17 protein-coding genes are annotated in these 18,712 nt (G+C 60.5%); 7 read left to right on the top strand and 10 right to left on the bottom strand.

Translation table 11 applies throughout. The annotated features are described in order from the left end of the window. Positions 1–86 precede the first annotated feature (86 nt). The 4 genes from OIS50_RS00750 to OIS50_RS00735 all read right to left on the bottom strand — a co-directional run bounded on the left by OIS50_RS00750 (position 87) and on the right by OIS50_RS00735 (position 3,368). Positions 87–209 (bottom strand): hypothetical protein, encoded by a 123-nt coding sequence (locus OIS50_RS00750; protein ID WP_264692427.1) that lies wholly within the window; start codon positions 207–209, stop codon positions 87–89. A gap of 261 nt (positions 210–470) precedes the next feature. Next, entirely contained in the window at positions 471–1,427 is a 957-nt protein-coding gene (locus tag OIS50_RS00745; protein ID WP_264692426.1) for a T9SS type A sorting domain-containing protein, read from the bottom strand. Positions 1,428–1,789: 362 nt separating this feature from the next. Beyond that, positions 1,790–2,599, bottom strand: coding sequence for a ParA family protein (locus tag OIS50_RS00740; RefSeq protein WP_264692425.1), 810 nt, complete (start codon positions 2,597–2,599; stop codon positions 1,790–1,792). A gap of 88 nt (positions 2,600–2,687) precedes the next feature. Further along, entirely contained in the window at positions 2,688–3,368 is a 681-nt protein-coding gene (locus OIS50_RS00735; protein ID WP_264692424.1) for a metal-dependent hydrolase, read from the bottom strand. Between the two features lie 249 nt (positions 3,369–3,617). On the opposite strand from OIS50_RS00735, the gene OIS50_RS00730 reads away from it, so the two are divergent. Continuing rightward, entirely contained in the window at positions 3,618–5,315 is a 1,698-nt protein-coding gene (locus OIS50_RS00730; protein ID WP_264692423.1) for an ABC transporter substrate-binding protein, read from the top strand. A gap of 85 nt (positions 5,316–5,400) precedes the next feature. On the opposite strand, the gene OIS50_RS00725 is transcribed toward OIS50_RS00730, so the two are convergent. From OIS50_RS00725 to OIS50_RS00715, 3 genes are all read right to left on the bottom strand, one after another. After that, positions 5,401–5,991, bottom strand: coding sequence for an urea carboxylase-associated family protein (locus tag OIS50_RS00725; protein WP_264692422.1), 591 nt, complete (start codon positions 5,989–5,991; stop codon positions 5,401–5,403). After that, complete coding sequence (gene gntA, locus OIS50_RS00720) at positions 5,960–6,652, bottom strand: guanitoxin biosynthesis heme-dependent pre-guanitoxin N-hydroxylase GntA (protein ID WP_264692421.1); 693 nt, start codon at positions 6,650–6,652, stop codon at positions 5,960–5,962. The genes OIS50_RS00725 and gntA overlap by 32 nt, the downstream gene beginning before the upstream one ends. A gap of 301 nt (positions 6,653–6,953) precedes the next feature. Next, on the bottom strand, positions 6,954–7,445 hold the full coding sequence (locus tag OIS50_RS00715; RefSeq protein ID WP_264692420.1) for a DUF6438 domain-containing protein: 492 nt from the start codon (positions 7,443–7,445) through the stop codon (positions 6,954–6,956). A 301-nt stretch (positions 7,446–7,746) separates the two neighbouring features. Between OIS50_RS00715 and OIS50_RS00710 the strand changes: the two genes are divergently transcribed. Then, the gene (locus tag OIS50_RS00710) at positions 7,747–8,028 is read left to right on the top strand and encodes a hypothetical protein (protein ID WP_264692419.1); all 282 of its coding nucleotides are present in this window, start codon (positions 7,747–7,749) and stop codon (positions 8,026–8,028) included. A 332-nt stretch (positions 8,029–8,360) separates the two neighbouring features. Here OIS50_RS00710 and yidC read toward each other — a convergent pair whose 3' ends face one another. Further along, complete coding sequence (gene yidC, locus OIS50_RS00705; protein ID WP_264692418.1) at positions 8,361–10,202, bottom strand: membrane protein insertase YidC; 1,842 nt, start codon at positions 10,200–10,202, stop codon at positions 8,361–8,363. 333 nt (positions 10,203–10,535) lie between these two features. Next, positions 10,536–12,194 carry a CTP synthase gene (locus OIS50_RS00700; protein WP_264692417.1) on the bottom strand — a complete coding sequence of 553 codons (1,659 nt, stop codon included), beginning with the start codon at positions 12,192–12,194 and terminating at the stop codon, positions 10,536–10,538. Between the two features lie 125 nt (positions 12,195–12,319). Here OIS50_RS00700 and OIS50_RS00695 point away from each other — a divergent pair, with 125 nt between their 5' ends. The 5 genes from OIS50_RS00695 to lepB all read left to right on the top strand — a co-directional run bounded on the left by OIS50_RS00695 (position 12,320) and on the right by lepB (position 17,588). After that, positions 12,320–13,624, top strand: a complete 1,305-nt coding sequence (locus OIS50_RS00695; protein WP_264692416.1) for a D-alanyl-D-alanine carboxypeptidase/D-alanyl-D-alanine-endopeptidase — start codon at positions 12,320–12,322, stop codon at positions 13,622–13,624. Positions 13,625–13,868: 244 nt separating this feature from the next. Then, complete coding sequence (locus OIS50_RS00690; RefSeq protein ID WP_264692415.1) at positions 13,869–14,810, top strand: ParB/RepB/Spo0J family partition protein; 942 nt, start codon at positions 13,869–13,871, stop codon at positions 14,808–14,810. A 65-nt stretch (positions 14,811–14,875) separates the two neighbouring features. Further along, on the top strand, positions 14,876–15,496 hold the full coding sequence (locus tag OIS50_RS00685; RefSeq protein ID WP_264692414.1) for a DUF5683 domain-containing protein: 621 nt from the start codon (positions 14,876–14,878) through the stop codon (positions 15,494–15,496). 4 nt (positions 15,497–15,500) lie between these two features. Beyond that, entirely contained in the window at positions 15,501–16,220 is a 720-nt protein-coding gene (dapB, locus tag OIS50_RS00680) for a 4-hydroxy-tetrahydrodipicolinate reductase (RefSeq protein ID WP_264692413.1), read from the top strand. Positions 16,221–16,427: 207 nt separating this feature from the next. Then, positions 16,428–17,588, top strand: a complete 1,161-nt coding sequence (gene lepB / locus OIS50_RS00675) for a signal peptidase I (protein WP_264692412.1) — start codon at positions 16,428–16,430, stop codon at positions 17,586–17,588. Between the two features lie 364 nt (positions 17,589–17,952). Here the strand turns inward: lepB and OIS50_RS00670 are convergent, their stop codons facing one another. Next, positions 17,953–18,615, bottom strand: coding sequence for a uracil-DNA glycosylase (locus OIS50_RS00670; protein ID WP_264692411.1), 663 nt, complete (start codon positions 18,613–18,615; stop codon positions 17,953–17,955). Between the last annotated feature and the right edge of the window lie 97 nt (positions 18,616–18,712).

Raw genomic sequence — 18,712 nt, 5'->3', positions numbered from 1 at the left:
GGCCAGTACTGTGCAGAATATCAGACTACGCATCGTGTTATGATTAAGAGTGATATTACCGGCAAAGTACCGGATAGTGCACAAAATTACGGTTTATAGCCGAGCCAGCGGCAACCTACTGGCTTGCCGCCGGGTTTGCCAACAGCGCGTGTCCTATCAAAAACCCGCATCAAGGCGCTTAAAAGCTGTTTTTCAACTGCTTTTGCCATGCGGGTAAATTTTCAGCATCCCGCTACCCAGGGTACCTCACTAAGCTGACACTCGCCATCAGAGGCTCTGGAGTGAGCATTTCCCAATAAGAAAAATTATAATTAATGTTTTTCTATCTAGGTTACCAACAGCCGGTAGCACCTCGGCCAATAGGCAACCTGGCCTAAAATACCAAGCGGGGGCCGGAAACACATAGGTGTTCCCGGCCCCCGCCAGACACAAGAATTCGTGGTCTTAGCCCCCTGGGTGGCGGGCCGGGCCTACTCTTTTAGCAGGCGCAGGGTGTGGCTGTTTTTGCCGCCGCGTATCCGCACCAAATACGTGCCCACGGGCAGGTCGCGCAAATCAATGGCCTGCATTTCGCCGCCCAGGTGTTGCTCGGTGCGTACCCACCGCCCCACCGCGTCGATAAACATAACCTCGTACTTGCCCAAGGGCAGGGTGCGCAGGTCGAGCCGGGTAGAGCGCACGGCGGGGTTAGGAAACAGCGCCAGCCCGCTGGGCGCGGTGGCCCGAATAATTTCTTCCTTGGTAGCCTGGTGCAAGTCCAGGGCGGTAAGGGCCAGGTCGTCGCCGTTGCTATCGGTGGCCAGGTCAATAATCTTCAGCTCGATGCTGGTAGTGGTGGGCCCGGTTTGAAAGTGCACTACGCGCCGGTCCCAACCGTCGCGGCCGTTGTGGCCCGAGCGCGGATCGGCCTCGTCGTACACCTGCATGTCTTTTCCTACCTGCTTGCCATCCACCTCGATGCGCAGCACCGGGTCCGACTTCAGGTCGCGCTCCGAGCTGATGGCGTTGGAGGTATAAAAGCTGAACAGGTAATCGGCATTGGGCTTCACCTCCACGCGCTGAATCCACACCGTCATGGGCAAGCCGCTGATATTGCCGTTGGAGTACAGCCAAGTGCTGGACGGCGGCACGCGGTTGGCCGGGTCGCCGGGGAAAGTACCTTGGCGCACCATGTTGTAGTAGTAAACAACGGAGCCCGTTTGCACCGATATCTTGGTATCGGGCGGGTACATGCTGGTGCCGGCATACCCCAAACCACTGCTCCAGCCGCCTAGGTCGGTTCCGGGCGGCAGTTCGGCGGCAGTGGCCGAGTGCGCCGGGTACTTGCTAAAGGTTCCGTTCTGGATCAGGTTTTGCCCCGAAGCCGAACTCTGTAAGTATCCCACCTGCCCTACCGACAGGAGGAATAACAGTAAAGCATGCTTCATAGCGGGTGGAGAAGAGGTGGGCGGGTAATAGCGAAGAGCACGAGTGCGCCACGGCGGAAAAGCAGTAGCTGTAGGGAGCCATACCTTGTACGGTTTGATGTTTTGTTTAGATAATTTAATCTTTAAATTTTATTTCATCAAGGAATAATATAACAAATACAATACCTCTACAATAAATCATAATTGCCTACTGATGAGATGCTTGATCGTGGGTTTTCGGCTAATCGGCGCACCACCAACACCCGATAATCCCAGCCGCACGCTGTCCGGCTTCGCACTCCCCGGCGCGGGTTTTTGAGGCAAAGCAAAAGGGCAGCTCCTAGGTAGGAGCTGCCCTTGCAGGCTGAAGTAGCAAATAACGTTTACGCGGCGTCGCCTTCGGCGTAAGCGGCGCCGTCCTGGGTTACGGCGTTTTTCTCCACGATTTCGCGGGCCAGGTTCAGGTAACTGATCGAGCCTTTGCTTTCGGCATCGTGCAGGATAACCGGAATACCGAAGCTCGGCGACTCCGACAGCTTTACGTTGCGCGGAATGATGGTATCGAACACCAGTTGCTGGAAGTGCAGCTTTACCTCTTCTACCACCTGGTTGGAGAGGCGCAAACGCACGTCGTACATCGTGAGCAGGATGCCCTCGATTTCCAACTGCGGGTTCAGGCGGCTCTGGATAATCTTGATGGTGTTCAGCAGCTTGCCCAGGCCCTCCAGGGCAAAGTACTCGCACTGCACCGGGATAATCACCGAGTTGGCGGCCGTGAGGGCGTTTACGGTGATCAGACCTAGGGAGGGCGAACAGTCGATGATGATGAAGTCGTACTGATCGGCCAACGCCGCCAACGCCTGCTTCATCTTTTCCTCGCGGTTGGGCAGGTTGATCATTTCCACCTCGGCCCCTACCAGGTCGATGTGCGAAGGCATCAGGTCGAGGTGAGGCAGAATATTGGTCTGCAGGATAATGTCCTGGGCGTTGATGCCGTCGACCATGCACTCGTAAATGCTGTGTTGGATGTCCTTCGGATCGAAGCCCACGCCGGAGGTGGCGTTGGCCTGCGGATCGGCATCTACCAGCAGGGTGCGGTATTCCAGCGCAGCCAACGACGCCGCGAGGTTGATGGACGAGGTGGTTTTGCCCACGCCGCCTTTCTGGTTTGCTACCGCAATAATTTTACCCATGTGTTCTGAGCTATTAGCTGTTGGCTTTTAGCTGTTAGTTTATGACGAAGTTTTCGGCCAATGGCTTGCCGCTATCGGCTGAAAGCTTTCACAAGTTAATCGTTTGGCCGATGTTCAGCAGCACCAGCTCCACACCGGCCTCCTGCGCTTTGCGCTGCGCCGCGTCGTGGTCGAGCTTAATCGGCGGAAAGGTGTCGTAGTGCATGCCCACCACGCGCTTTACGCCAAGCCACTGGGCCGCCTGCAAAGCATCGTCGATGCCCATGGTGAAGTTGTCGCCGATGGGCAGCAGGGCTACGTCGAGCTTGGTACGCTCGCCGATGAGCTTCATTTCGTAGGTGAGGGCCGTGTCGCCGGCAAAGTACAGGTTGCCTTCGGCGGTTTCGAGCACGAAGCCGCCGGCCACGCCGCCGTACGAGCCATCGGGCATGGAGGAGCTGTGCACGGCCGGCACCATCTTTACGGTACCGAAGGGCAGCTGCGCGCGGCCGCCGATGTTCATTTTGTACGGCGCCTGCAGGCCTTTCTGCTCAAACCAGCTCAGCACCTCAAACATACCTACCAGCGGGGCGTTGGTGCGCTTGCCAATTTCCTCAACTTCCGATACGTGGTCGAAGTGGCCGTGCGAGAGCAGGATAAAGTCGGCCTGGATCTGATCTACCTGTACGTCTTTGGCCAACGCGTTGGGCCGGATGAACGGATCGAACAGCAGGCGCGAGCCGCCCACCAGCAGACCAAAGCAGGAGTGTCCGTAATAGGTAAGTTCCATGCAGCGAAGTTAGCGGATAAACACGGCTGCGGCCGAGCGCAGATTTAGCCGTACTTTGCTACAAATATACACGTCTTTCCCGTTCGCGGAGCCCGTTTTTTGGCATCTGGCGGCCCTTCCGAAACCCCTTCGAAAAGAGCCAAAGCCTAGTGCCAAAGGCGCGCTCATCCGCCGGGCAACGGCCTGCTTCTGAGTTCTTTTCCTTTGCCTAAGCCAATGGCGGCTGCTAGCTCCTGGCCCCGTAAGCACTTGAACCCTCTTTTCTCCCCTCCTGCTTTATTCCGCCGCCGCCAGCACCTAGGGCGCAGCCTGGCGCTGCCGGTGCTGGCGCTGCTGAGTGCGTGCGGCGCGGCCGATAAGCCCGCCGACGAGCGGCGCGTGTTCCGCTACAACCAGCCCGAGGCCCTTACCTCGCTCGACCCGGCGTTTTCCCGCAATCAGGCCAACATTTGGGCCGTTACGCAGCTCTACAACGGCTTGGTAGAGCTGAACGACTCGCTGCGCCCCGCCCCTGCCCTGGCCCGCCGCTACGATATTTCGCCCGATGGCCGACGCTACACCTTTGTGCTGCGCCCGGGTGTGCGTTTCCACGATTCGGAGGTATTTCCGGGGGGCAAGGGCCGCGAGGTAAAGGCCCACGACGTGGTTTACTCTTTCCGCCGCATCCTCGACAAGCCCACGGCCAGCCCCGGCGGCTGGATTTTCCGGGGTAAGGTGCTCGAAAACGCCCAGGGCGAACCATCGGATACCGCCTTTGTGGCCCCCAACGACTCTACGGTGCGCATCTACCTCAAGGAGCCGTTCATTCCGTTTCTGGGTATCCTCACGATGCCCTATGCCTACGTGGTGCCGCGCGAGGCCGTGGAGCGCTACGGCAAAGACTTTCGGGAGCACCCGGTGGGCACCGGCCCTTTCGTGTTCCGGCGCTGGGACGAGGGCTCGGCCATTGTGTACCACCGCAACCCCAACTACTGGCGGCGCGATGCCAAGGGCAAGCAGCTCCCTTACCTCGACGCGGTGCAAATCAGCTTTATTTCTGACCGCAAATCGGAGTTTCTGACGTTTCAGCAGGGCAAGCTCGATTTCCTGTCGGGCATTCGGGCCGGCTCGCGCGATTTGATTTTGTACCCCAACGGCCAGCTGCGCGAAGACTTTGCGGGCAAGTTCCGCTTCGAGAAGGTGCCCTATTTGAACACCGAGTACTTAGGGATTCAGCAGGATGCCACCAACCTGCGCGGCGACGCCGACCAGCCGGCCCTGCGCGACCGGCGCGTGCGGCAGGCGCTTAACTACGCCCTCAACAAGCCCGAGCTGCTGGCTTATTTCCTCAACAACGTGGGCGTGCCGGGCCATTCGGGCTTCGTGCCGTCGTCGCTGCCGTCGTTTAGCCAGCAGGCGGTGCCGGGCTACACGTATCAGCCCGAAAAAGCCCGCCAGTTGCTGCGCGAGGCCGGTTACGGGCCCGGCAAACCGCTGCGCCTGCGCCTGAGCACCGTGGCCGACACCAAAGAAATAAGCGAGTACCTCCAGAAGAAGTGGGCCGAAGTGGGCGTGCAGGTGCAAATCGACGTGAACCAATCGGCGGCGCACCAGGAGATGGTGGACAACGGCCGGGCGGCGTTTTTTACCAAGTCGTGGCTCGGCGACTACCCCGATGCCGAGAACTACCTCGCCTTGTTTTACAGCGCTAACTTCTCGCCGGCCGGCCCCAACAAAACCCATTACAAAAACCCCGAATACGACCGCCTCTACGAGCAAGCCAAGCTGGAGCGCGACGACCGCCGCCGCTGGGAGCTGTACCAGGCCATGGACCGCCTGGTGGTGCGCGATGTGCCCGTTATTCCGCTGTACTACGACCAGGTGGTGCGCCTCACGCAAAACAACGTGCATGGCCTCACACCCAACCCCATGAACCAGCTGGTGCTGGAGCGCGTCTGGAAAGACTGACCTAGGGCAAGCCCGGATTACAAACGTCAGGGCCCGGCTGCAACTGCTGCAGCCGGGCCCTGACGTTTCGGGCACCTAGGGGCCGTTAGCCTTCTATTTGGTAGCCGATGGGCTTGAAGGCGTAGTTGTTCGACATTTCGGCCGAGCAGGCCGTCATGCCCACAATCAGGTCCATCTTGGCTTCAATTACTACGTAGTCGCCGGCGCGGCTTTTGGGGGGCAGCACGCCCACCTTGCCCGTCTCGCCGTCCACGGTTACGTGCATGAAGATGTTGAAGCAAATCGGGATGCTGTCGGGGCTGATGCCGTAGGGCTGCAGCGCCTCGCAGAGGTTACCGAAGCAGCCGCGGTGCGGGTGCTCGTGCCCGTAAATAATGCGAAACGTATCGGCCGAGCACGGCGTGAGCAGGAAATCGTGCCGGCCCACGGTGTCCTCCACCAGCTCGAACATTACGTTGCTGCGGTTCGAGTAAAACGGATGCCCGGTGGTCAGGAAGATGGTTTCGGCGTAGTCAATCGTGCGGCCCGACGAGAGGTACTCGTTGGGGTCGTGCCGGTTGTAGCACACAAAATCCGATACCTGCTCGCCCTGCAAATCAACCACGCGCAAGCGTTGGCCCTTGCGCAGCTCGAAGGCGGCACCGCTACGCGGCGGTATTACGGTCAGTTCGTCCATGTTGGCTTAAAAAGGGGCATTTCCAGGATTCGTCGTGCAGGCTGCCGGTGTACTGATGCGCTTCGGAGGCCTCGCCGAAGTTGGCCAGCATGGGGTTTACGGAGCCCGAGAAAGCTTCGTCGCGCTTCCGGATGGTTTTCTGCAGGTATTCGTAGCGGCCGTTTTCGCGCAGTTGCTCAAACTGCTGGTGCGCGTTAAACACCATGGTGGGGTACTTAAAGCGCCGCGCGGCGCGGGTGCTGCCCGGGTGCAGGCCTATCACGAAAAACGCTTCTTCTTTCAGGCTAAAGCTGAAGTCGGGCGAGGCTGGGTCGGCCACCACCCTGGGGTCGTAGCCGTAGCGGCGGGCATCGAGGTTGGAGAGCGACTGCAGCCGTTGCCAGAACAGCTGCTCGAACATGGCCTCGCTTATTTCTTCGGGGCCTTTGAACACCACGGCGGCGCTGTGGTACAGCTTATCCGACTGGCGGTAGGCATCTACGAAATCGTATACAAACTGCAGGATGTCGGCATCGTCCTTGGGGCAAGCCAAGTGGTCGACAACGTAGCAATGGAGTTGATTCCAGGTAAGGGCCGTTTTGGCCGCAACGCAAGGGAAATCTTTGTTATTGATAAACGAGAGGTATTCCCTTGATATTGCCTGGCTTTCTGCATGAGACATATCAAGTTGGTTTGTTGAACAAAATGCGGCTAATTGTCAAACACCACAGTACCTGTACGCCTACCTCGTCAGCATTGTTATTAATTGATTATATTGTATTTATTATATACAAATCTTCTTTTCGACTAACCACCACAACTTTAGGGTGAAACCCCGATTGCAGCCGTTCAAAAAATGCAACCTGCTTGCTGCGTCATTGCCCTAAAGCCGCAGGTGCCGGCCATCAGCAACCTGGCCCACTACCAAGGTTTGCTGACAACCGGCACCTACACCCGCCCCTGGGCGGTTGGGCAACCTAGGGCTAGTTTGTGGCCGCCTCGCCCGTGAGCCGCCCTATTTCGCTTTCGATGAAGTTTAGCAAGCTCATCAGCTGCGCAGGCGCTTCGGTTTCGACCTGCACGGTTTTACCGGGCTTCCCCGGCTCGTTGAGCGTCAGGAAGGTGGAGGGCATATCCGATGCGCCGCTCAGGTACTGCTCGTTCAGGCTTCGGAACTGAATGGCATTGGCCTGATTGAGCATTGCGGCCACTACCTCCGGAGCAAGCCGCAACTCGTGGGCACCCATTTTCACTACGTGCTGGTAACCAACGTACTGCACGCGGCCATCGGCAAAAATACTGGCCTCGAAGTGCGGGCACCTGCCCAGGCAAGGCCTTTTGCTGAACACGAGCACCGGCGCATTGCTCTGGGGCACGGGTGCCGGCTCAACCCGCGGCTCCTGCTCGATGGGCAGGCGCGTGGTGGGGCCGGTGGGCACCTGGGGGCTGCTTTCAACGGGCGGAGCGGTGGGCATGGGGTCGGCGTCATGCCCGCGGCCCGGGCCGGGCGTGGGTTTAGTATCGGGCGTGTGCGAAGTTGGGTAAGCCGGGCTGTTGGGGTTGGCTTCGGGCCTAGTCGGAGGCGCGGGGCTTTCGGCCGGGGCAGCCGGTACCTCGGCCCGCTTTGGAGGGGCCGTGGGCAAGGTAGGCTGCTGCGGCGTTGGCGCGGGCGCGTTGCCCCCCGGCCCTGGCGTGCCCGAAGTGGTTGGCTTGTTTGGCCCAACGGGTGGCGTGGTGCTGCCCCCTGTTGGGGTTGTAGCAGGCACGGGGTTACCGATGGTTTCATCAACCCTGGGCCGCGGCGTACGGGGCGGGCGCACCGGCGGGGTGTGCGAGGCGGGCGGTGGGGCTGTGCTGCCCGGCGTGTGCGCCGGCGGCGGAGTGGTAGGGGCTGGCGTACTCGGCGTAGGGTTGGTGCGTACGGGCGGCCTCGTGGGTGCGGGGTTATTGCGCACCGGCGGCGGGGTAGTTCTTACGGGCGGAGGCGGCGTGGTGCGTACCGGGGGCGGCGTAGTACGCCCGGGCGGCACCCTAGGTGGTGCCGTGGGCGGCGGATAGGCAGGACCTCTGGAGGGCCCTGCCGGCCCGCTAGCAACGGGGCCGGGTGCGGGGTAATCGTAGTCGTAGCCGGGTTGCGGAACCGGGGGTTGCGCGGGCGCGGCGGCCGGCGCGGCCACGTAGTAGTTCACGGTGCAGGCAGGCAGGGTGCTAATCAGCAAACCCAGGCCCAGCGTAAGTAAAGATGCACGCATAGTAGTTGTTGAGAGAAGGCGATGCCCGGGCCATTGCCAAAAGCGGACCAATACTGCAAATACCGAATATTCAGGCACAAAAAAGCCTCCCGGCTACCAACCGGGAGGCTTTTAATGCATTAGCGCAGAGCGGCCAAACTATTTTTTCTTCGACTGCTTGCGGGTATCGGCTTCGCGCTCCTGCGCGGCTTTCATTGCCTCGGCCAGGCGGGCCTGAAAGCCACCGGGCTTCTTGTCCTTGTTTTTCTCTTTGTTGGCCTGCAGCTGGGCGTGCAGCTTGTCTTCGTCGACGAAGGTGCGGGTAATGGCCTGCTGGGCAAACGTTACGATGTTCGACACGAAGTAGTACCACGTAAGGCCCGCCGGGAAGTCGTTCAGCACGAAGAAGAAAATCAGCGGCATCAGGTAGCTGTAGAACTTCATCGGGCCCTGCATGGCGGCCGGGTTCATCTGGTTGCTCTGCCAGGTCATCAGCAGCGTCGAGATGGTCATCAGCAGCGTAAACAAGCTGATGTGGTTGCCCAGGAACGGCACCATGAAGGGCAGCTTAATGGGGTCGTCGTAGGTGCTCAGGTCCTGCGCCCACAAGAACGATTCGCCGCGCAGCTCAATAGCGTTCGGGAAGAACTGGAACAGCGCAAACAGGATGGGCAGCGTAGCCAGCATGGGCAAGCAGCCGCTGAGCGGGCTGGCGCCGGTGCTCTGGTACAGCTTCATGGTTTCCTGCTGCACGGCCATCTGGTCGTCGCCGAGGCGCTCCTTAATCTGGTCGATTTCGGGCTTCAGCACGCGCATCTTGGCCTGCGACAGGTACGACTTATACACCAGCGGCCACAGGGCCAGCTTGATGATAATTACCAGCAGCACGATGATGATACCGTACGAGCTGATGTACTGCTCGAGGAAGTTGAAGACCGGAATAACCAGGAAGCGGTTTACGTACCGGAAAATACCCCAGCCCAGGTACACGTTGCGCTCGAAGTTGGGCGCTACCTTCTTCAGGATCGGGAAGGAGTTCGGACCGAAGTAGTACTGGAAGCTGGCACCGCTGGCCGACTGCACATCGGCGGCCGGAATCTGTACGGTGCTTTGCAACGTCTTCAGGAAGGTGCTGTCGGCGTTGTTTACGTTCGAGTTGAACTTGCCATTGGCAAATTCTTTGTCAGCAATCAGGCCGGCCGTAAAGAAATCGTGCTTGTGGCCGATCCATTTTACCGGGCCCGGCGCCACCTGCTCCTCGGGGTCTTCGCTGGCCTCGGCAATCGAGCCCAGATCGTCTTCGGCCAGGTAGTAGTTGATGGTGGTGTGGTTGCGGTTTTGCTTCGCGCTCTTTTCCGTCTGACGCACTTTGTCGAGCCAGGTGAGCGTCAGCGGCTCGGCCGTTACCACACCGTTCAGCCCCTGAAACTTCAGGTTGTAGGCCAGCTGGTACGAGTCGTTGTAGAGCGTGTAGGTCTGCAGAATCTGCTGGCCGGGCGCCAGCTCAGCTACAAACTGCACGCGCTGGCCTTGCTTGTTGCCCTCGGTTACGGGCTGCACGGCCGAGGGGCGGAAGTTGAGGCTCGAAAGCTTCACCTTGCGGCCATCGGCGGCGGGCACCTGCACGTCGATACCGCCGCTCTGCTTATCGAGCAGGTACAACGGGGTGCCGAAGTACGTTTTTTCGTCGTTGAGCAACACCACTTGGGGGCGGCCGCCGCGCGTGCTCAGCGAAACGGTAACCTTGCTGTTGCGCAGCTCCACGTTTTGCTCGGTGCCTTGGGCAGCGGCAGCAAATGCACCTAGGTTGCGCACCAGCGCGGCCGAGTCGAGCTGGGCAACAGCGGGGGCCGTGGTGGTATCGGGGCGGGCTGCGGCGGCAGCAACTGCTGGCTTGGCGGGTTGCTGGGCCTGCTCTTCCTTCTTCGGCGAGAAGAAGAACAGGTAAATCAGCAGCATGGCCGACATGAGCATGAGGCCGGTGGCCTGATTTCGATCCATGAATGGATTAGGTATTGGGTAAAAGGCAGTTACAGCCGGCCTCCGGCTCGCCACTGCCCAAGCGAGCCGCAAAAGTACGTGGCATTCAGCTAACTGCTAACAACCCCGTACAAACTCGGTCGGGTTCCGGGGGTTGCAACAACCGGGCGCACCTAGGGCAACCTGCCAAATTGGCTGAGAATAAGAATGATAAAGAACGTCAGGCTTCATCTGACGTCCGCTTGTCGAAGCATCTCTACCGCTTTACTAGATAGCAAAATCACTATCAGAGGAGATGCTTCGACAAGCGGACGTCAGATGAAGCATAACGTGCTATGCTTCAACTCATTTACCCTACGCTACTGCTACTTGCTGCTTGTGGTGCTGAATGGCGGCCCGCACGAAGCGCACGAACAAGGGGTGCGGGTTTTGCACGGTGCTCTTCAGTTCGGGGTGAAACTGACCGGCCACAAACCACGGGTGCTCGGGCAGCTCAATCATTTCCACCAGGCCGGTATCGGGGTTAGTGCCCGAAGCTATCATGCCAGCGGCCTCAAACTGCTGCAGAAACTCGTTGTTGAACTCGTAGCGGTGGCGGTGGCGCTCTTCGATGTGCGTGCGGCCGTAGGCCTTGGCAGCCTTCGAGCCCTTGCGCAGCTCACACACGTACGCACCTAGGCGCATGGTGCCGCCCTTTTGGGTGATGTTCTTCTGGTCGGCCATCAGGCCAATAACCGGAAACGGCGTTTCGGCGTCCATTTCGGTGGAGTTGGCGCCCTGCAGGCCCAGCACGTTGCGGGCAAACTCCACCACGGCGCACTGCATACCGAGGCAAATACCAAAGAATGGAATGCCCGACTCGCGCACGTAGCGGATGGCGGCCAGCTTGCCCTCGAAGCCCCGCTCGCCAAAACCCGGAGCTACCAGCACACCATCGGCGCCGTGCAGCATCTGCTCGGCGTTTTCGGGCGTCAGGTGCTCCGACTGAATCATGCGCACCGTCACCTTGCATTCGTTTTGCGCACCGGCGTGCACAAACGCTTCCAGAATGGATTTGTAGGCGTCGGGCAGCTCTACGTACTTGCCCACCAGGGCCACGGTTACCTCCTCGGTGGGGTTTTTCAGGCGGCCCAGGAAATCTTTCCACACTTCCAGGTCGGGGTCAGGAAAGCCGCCGGTCAGCTTCATTTTCTTGATGACGCGCTCGTCGAGCTTCTCCTTGCGCATGAGCAGCGGCACCGAGTAAATGCTGTCGGCGTCGAGCGATTCGATAACCGAGTTGACCTGCACGTTGCAGAACAAGGCAATCTTCTTGCGCATTTCGGCCGGAATAGAGTGCTCGGAGCGGCACACCAGAATATCGGGCTGCAGCCCGGCCTCGCGCAAATCGCGCACCGAGTGCTGCGTAGGCTTGGTTTTCAGCTCCTTGGCGGCCGCCAGGTACGGCAGCAGCGTGAGGTGAATTACGAGCGAATCGTGCGGGGGCAGCTCCCAGCGCAGCTGGCGCACGGCCTCCACGAAGGGCAACGACTCGATGTCGCCGATGCAGCCACCGATTTCGGTAATCACCACATCGAACTCGCCCTCTTGGCCGAGCAGCAGCATGCGCCGCTTAATCTCGTCGGTGATGTGCGGCACTACCTGCACGGTTTTGCCCAGGTAGGCACCCTCGCGCTCCTTCCGGATTACGGCATCGTAGATGCGGCCGGTGGTTACGTTGTTGGCCTGCGAGGTGGGCACGTTCAGGAACCGCTCGTAGTGCCCTAGGTCGAGATCCGTCTCGGCGCCGTCGTCGGTTACGTAGCACTCCCCGTGTTCATAGGGGTTCAGCGTGCCCGGGTCGATGTTGATGTAGGGGTCGAACTTCTGGATGGTAACCCGGAAGCCGCGGGCTTGCAGCAGCTTGGCCAGGGAGGCCGAGATGATGCCTTTGCCCAGCGAGGAGGTTACTCCGCCTGTTACGAAAATGTACTTGGCCGTCGCAGCCGGGGGGGTGAGGTGTCGGTCTGGCATAACGGGAAACAAAGGTACGGAAAGAGTTGGGGGTTGTGGCGTGCGGCGCAGGTTATTGGCGGCGTCTCGTTGGTTTGCGGCGCCAAGCCGTAGCTTAGCCCATGATGCGCCCGTTGCTTTTTCTTGTGTTTGCTTGCCTGGCCTGCGCGGCGCGGGCCCAACCAACCCAATCGGCTACCAACCCGGCCGCGTGGCTGCTGCCCGAGCTGCAGAACTCCGCCGTGCTGCGCCAGCACCACGTGGGCTTTCAGCTGACCGACGTAGCCACCGGGCAAACGCTAGCCAGCTGGCAAGCCGATAAATACTTTGTACCCGCCAGCACCCACAAGCTACTCACGCTCTACACGGCCCTGCGCATTCTGCCCGATTCGGTGCCGGCGTTGCGCTACGTAGTGCACGGCGACTCGCTCATCTTTCGCGGCACCGGCGACCCTACCCTGCTGCACGGCGACGTGCCCAGTCGCCGCGCTTACGATTTGCTGAAACGCTGGCCCGGCAAACTTTACTACGCCGAAACGCCCGCCGCCGAGCCTAAGTTTGGTCCTGGCTGGAGCTGGGATGATTACCCGTACTACTTTCAGCCCGAGCGCAGTACGTTCCCGATCTACGGCAACGTAGTGCGTTTCAAGTACCGCCAGCCCGGCCAAAAGGCCGTAACAGTGCAACCACGCTGGTTTGCCAAATACGTAAAGCCTGCCCCCACCGCGGCCACCAGCCCCGATCATGTAGGCCGCGAGCTGGAAGCCAACCGCTACACTTGGTACCCCAGCCCTAGGTCCTGGTCCGACGAGTCGCCGTTCAGGACCAGCCGCGAGCTGCTGCTTACTCTTCTTGCCGATACCCTGAAGCGGAAGGTGCGCCCTGCCCCCTGGCGCCTGCGCCCCCACGAAACACCTAGGACGTACTACAGCGTAGGCATCGATTCGCTGCTGCGACGCACCGTGCGGGTGAGCGATAACCTGCTGGCCGAGCAAACCATGCTGCTCTGCTCGAGCCAGCTCGGCCACGACAGCCTGAATGTAGCCCGCGTAATTGCTTATGCCCGCCAGCAGTGGCTGCACGATTTGCCCGATTCGCTGGCTTGGGTTGATGGCTCGGGCCTCTCGCGCCAGAACCTCACCACCCCGCGCAACCAGGTGGCCGTGCTCCTGAAACTGCACCAGCTGGTACCCGAAGCTCGCCTGTTCGATTTGCTGGCGGCCGGCGGGCGGCAAGGCACCCTGCGCCGCGTGTACCTCGACCCGGCGGGGCCGTGGCTCTGGGGCAAAACCGGTACGCTCACCAACGCGCACAACCTCTGCGGATTTTTGCGCACGCGCTCGGGGCAGCTGCTGGCCTTCAGCTTCCTGAACAACAACCACCTGGCCGAAACCGGCCCCGTGCGCAACGAGATGGAGCGCGTGCTTACGCTGGTGCGCGAGCAGTTGTAGCGCGGCCGGGCACTGCGCGCGTTTCGGGCTGTTTCCGAAGCACTTACGCTCGGTTCAAAGCTGCTCAGTCGTGTTTTTCGCGAACCGCGAGAAACAATTGTTCCACGGATAACATCCTGTATTGCAAATCGTTAAATACTTTATCCACCAATGTTCCACAAAAATTGTGGATTTCTTCCGGGGGGTTTGTGCTATTTTTGATTTCCCTTCGGCCGCCGTCTGGCCCTAGGGCCTCAGAGTGAGTATGTCAGAGAAGCACGAAGAGAAAACCGCCCAGACGCCGCTGGCCAAGCGCCGCGTGGGTGGCCTGGGCCGCGGGTTGAACGCCCTCATCGAGGGTAGCTACGAGAAAAAGAGCGAACGGCTGGTGCCGCACCCGGTTAACTCGGTAGGGTTTATTCCTACGGAGCAAATCGAGGCGAACCCCTACCAGCCACGCACGCACTTCGATCAGGAAGCGCTGCAGGAACTGGCCGAAAGCATTCGGGTACAGGGCATTATTCAGCCCATTACCGTGCGCCAAACCGGCCCCGCTGCATACCAGCTGATTTCGGGTGAGCGGCGCTTGCAGGCCTCGCGCCTCGCGGGCCTGGAGACTATTCCGGCGTACATCCGCAAGGCCGACGACCAGCAGATGCTGGAAATGGCCCTGATCGAGAACATCCAGCGCGAAAACCTCAACGCCATCGAAATTGCGCTGAGCTACCAGCGCCTGGTGAGCGAGTGCAACCTGAAGCAGGAGGAGTTGGGCGACCGGGTGGGCAAAAACCGCTCGACCGTAACCAACTACCTGCGCCTGCTGAAGCTGCCGCCCGATATCCAGATCGGCCTGCGCGACAACGTTATCAGCATGGGCCACGCCCGCGCGCTGCTGAGCGTGGAGGATGCGCAGCACCAGCTTAACCTGTTCAACCGCATTGTGGCCGAGGAGCTGTCGGTGCGCCGCATCGAGCAGCTGGTGCGCCAGGGCGTGCCGGTAGCGGCCAAGCCCAACCAGCCCCAGCCCGCCGAGGATGCGTTGCCCGTGCCGCCGGCCGAAGCCAAACGCGCCGAGCGTTTCTTGTCCGACCGCTTTGGTTCGCGCGTACAAGTGAAGCCCACAGCGCAAGGCCGCGGCGAAATTCGCATCAGCTTCGATTCGGCCGAAGACATGCACCGCATCATCAGCATACTGCAACCGGCCTAACCACGTTGAGGGTGGCACTTATGAGCAACCCATTCGCTATACGCCTATCGGTAGCCCCATTGCTTATGGCAGTGGGGCTGCTTTGTCTTTCCGCACCCGCTTCGGCCCAAACCGTAACGGCCGGCTCCGACTCGGCGCAGGTAGCGGCCGGCCCCACCGTGCCCGACTCGTTGCGCCGCCGCGAGCGGCTGCTGGGCCTGCGGGTGAGCCGCCCCACCAAAGCCCTGATACTGGCCGCGGTGCTGCCCGGCGCCGGGCAGGTGTACAACCGCAAGTACTGGAAGCTGCCGCTGGTATACGGCGCCCTAGGTGGTACCATTGCCGGGGAGCTGTTCTACCTCGACCGCTACCGCGAGTTTCGCGACGGGTACAACGCGCGCCGGGCAGGCTTACCCGATACGGGGCCGCGGTCAAGTACATTCACTACCGATGCTGGCCAGCAGCAGGCGCTTAACTTCTACCGCACCCAGCGCGACGTGTTTGTTGCCTACATTGCGGGCGCTTACGCCCTGCAAATGCTGGACGCGCTGGTGGATGCGCACCTCCACGATTTCGATGTAAGCGACGATTTAAGCTTACGCTGGCAGCCTACGGCCGTGCCCACCCCGAGCGGGCCGGCGGCCGGTGTTGCCCTTACCTTTACGCTGCGGCCCGGGCACAGCCCGGCGGTGCCGCGCCGCTTTTAGCTCTATGAAGATTCTTTTGATTGGCTATGGCAAAATGGGCCAGGCCATTGAAGCCCAGGCCATCAGCCGCGGCCACCAGATTGCCGGCATCATCGACCCCGCCCGCCCCGAAACCCAGCTTAGCCAGTTCGGCCCGGCCGAGGCCGATGTAGCCATCGAGTTTACCCACCCCGATGCCGCCTTCGAAAACGTGCAAGCCTGCCTGCAGCAGGGCCTGCCGGTGGTGTGCGGCTCCACGGGCTGGCTGCACCACTTCCCCGAGGCGCGGGCTTTGGCGCAGGATAAAGGCGGCGCGCTGTTCTACGCCTCCAACTACAGCGTGGGCGTAAACCTGTTCTTCCACTTCAACGAGTACATCGCGGCCAAAATGCACCAGTTTGGCGGCTACGATGTGCAAGTGCGCGAAATCCACCACGTGCACAAGGTCGACCAGCCGAGCGGCACGGCCCTCACGGTGGCCGAGGGCATTATGCGCCACTACCCCGAGAAGAAACGCTGGCGCAACGATCCGGCCCAGGCGCCGGAGGAGTTGGCTATCATCTCGGAGCGCCTTTCTGAAACCGTAGGCACCCACGTGGTAACCTACACCTCGCCCGTGGACGGCCTGGAGCTGAAGCACGAGGCCTACTCGCGCGAAGGCTTTGCGCACGGCGCCGTGCTGGCCGCCGAGTGGCTGCCCGGCCGCCAGGGCGTATTCGGCATGAAGGACCTGCTGGGCCTTTAGCCTCCAAGCACCTAGGGTTTGCCGCCGAGTAAATGGAACGCGTTTCGGCGCGTTCTTTTTATATCCGGCAGAAGCAAGTTTCTTCTGGCTGCAATACCGGGTTTTCGTCGGCGTTAGCGCTAATCGACGCGGAAAATCAGATATTCAGCCGCACAAATCTTTTCACTACCGACACCCAAAGGCGGCCCGGCCGCTTTGTTGTTCTCCATGGCAGTTACTTTCTGGAAGAAAAAACCGGCCGAGCAGCCCACCAAACCCAAAGGCTTCTGGCGCGAGTGGGGCGATGCCATCCTGTTTGCGGTGGTGGCGGCCACGCTCATTCGCTGGGCTACGTTTGAGGCCTACACCATCCCGACGCCCTCCATGGAGCACTCGCTGCTGGTGGGCGACTACCTGTTTGTGAGCAAGTTGCACTACGGCCCGCGCACTCCGCAAACCCCGCTGCAGGTGCCACTTACGCACCAAACGCTGTGGGGCACGGCCATCAAAAGCTACTCCGATCTGATTCAGCTGCCCTCCTACCGCCTGCCGGGCTTTTCGGAGGTAAAGCGCGGCGACGTGGTGGTGTTCAACGTGCCCTTCGAGGACCAGCACCCCGCCGATTTGCGCACCAACTACATCAAGCGCTGCGTGGCCGTGGCCGGCGACGTGCTCGAAATCAAAAACCAGGAGGTGTTCATCAACGGCAAGCCGCAGCCCACGCCGCCGCAGTCGCAGCGCCGCTACTTCCTGGATGTGCCGCAGCCCAACGACGACCTGAAAGCCGCGTTTCAGCAGCAGGGCGTGGTTGACTACTACGCCCAGGGCGGTATTCCGCAGCCCAACCCGGCCTTCAACACGCCGGTGTACATGGTTGACATGACGGCCACCACCGCGGCGTTCTTCAAGAAGCAGCCCTACGTGCGCAGCGTGGTGAACGACGCCACCGAGCCCGGCAAAGCCGAGGCCGACGTGTTCCCGAACAACCCCGACTACCCGCACAGCACGCCCGCCCCGCTCACCAACTGGAACCGCGACAACTACGGCCCGCTGCAAGTGCCCAAAAAGGGCCAGACCGTGCAGCTGACGCCGCAAAACGTGCCGCTGTACCAGAAGATTATTCAGCGCTACGAGCGCAACGAGGGCATCACGGTAGCCAACGGCCAGATTCTGCAAAACGGCAAGCCCCTGACGAGCTACACCTTCAAACAGGATTACTACTTCATGATGGGCGACAACCGCCACGACTCGCTCGACTCGCGCTACTGGGGCTTCGTGCCCGCCGACCACATCGTGGGCAAAGCCGTGCTGATCTGGATGTCCGTCGACCCGAACGCCGGCCTGGGTGGTAAAATCCGCTGGAGCCGCTTGTTTAATACCATCGACTAAGTTCAGCCATTAGGCAAAACGCGACGGCCCGGTGATTACCTCACCGGGCCGTCGCGTTTTCAAACCTGCTGTCATTGCGAGCCAAGCGAAGCAATCGGTCCTGGGCTGGGCACGACCGCTCCTCAGCGCTAAGCGAAAAACCACTTAGGGCTCGGCCGAACGAAGTAGCGCGAACTTTCCAGTTCGCGTGTTCCGGATAGTAATCTCAACCGCTTAGGTCGCTAGGTCAGGAGTTACTATCTGAGCTACGCGAGCGGGAAAGTCCGCGCTACATTTTTTCGGTTGCTGCTAGGTGAGAGGTAGTGCCCAGCCCAGGACCGATTGCTTCGTCCTTCGTCCTCGCAATGACAGCGGAGGAACGGGCCTACCACTGAATGGGCTCCAGACCTTTCTGCTGCAGGTAAGCGTTGGTTTTGCTGAAGGGCTTCGAGCCGAAGAATCCTTTATCGGCGGCGTAGGGCGAGGGGTGCGCGGCTTTCAGCACGAGGTGCTTGCGGCTGTCGATTAGCTCGGCTTTTTTCTGGGCGTAGGCCCCCCACAGGATGAACACCACGTGCTCCTTCTGCTCGGAGATGATGCGGATAACGGCATCGGTGAACTCCTCCCAGCCTTTCTTCTGGTGCGAGCCGGGCGTGGAGGCGCGTACCGTAAGCGTGGCATTCAGCAGCAGCACGCCTTGCTGGGCCCACCGGTCGAGGTTGCCGTTGTCGGGGCGCGCGATGCCCAGGTCGCTTTCCAGCTCCTTGAACACGTTGACGAGCGAAGGCGGCGACCGAACCCCAAACTGCACCGAAAAGGCCAATCCGTGGGCCTGGCCTTTGCCGTGGTACGGGTCCTGACCTAGGATAACCACCTTCACCCGCTCGAAGGGGCAGGCGTCGAAAGCATGGAAAATCTGGCCGCCCGCGGGGTATACCGTTTGCGTTTGGTACTCCTGCTTTACAAATTGAATAAGCTCCTGAAAATAGGGCTTCTCGAACTCGGGCTGCAACACCTTGCGCCAGCTTTCATCTATCTTTACGGTCATGCCTGTGGGGTGGTAAACGGATGCGACAACTTGGGCCAAACGTAGCCGGGTTGCGTACGTAAACCAAATCCGAAAGGCTGCTGTTAGCTCCTTCCAT

The organism is Hymenobacter sp. YIM 151858-1, assembly GCF_025979705.1.
GTDB lineage: Bacteria > Bacteroidota > Bacteroidia > Cytophagales > Hymenobacteraceae > Solirubrum.
This window is presented reverse-complemented; position numbering and strand designations above follow the sequence as displayed.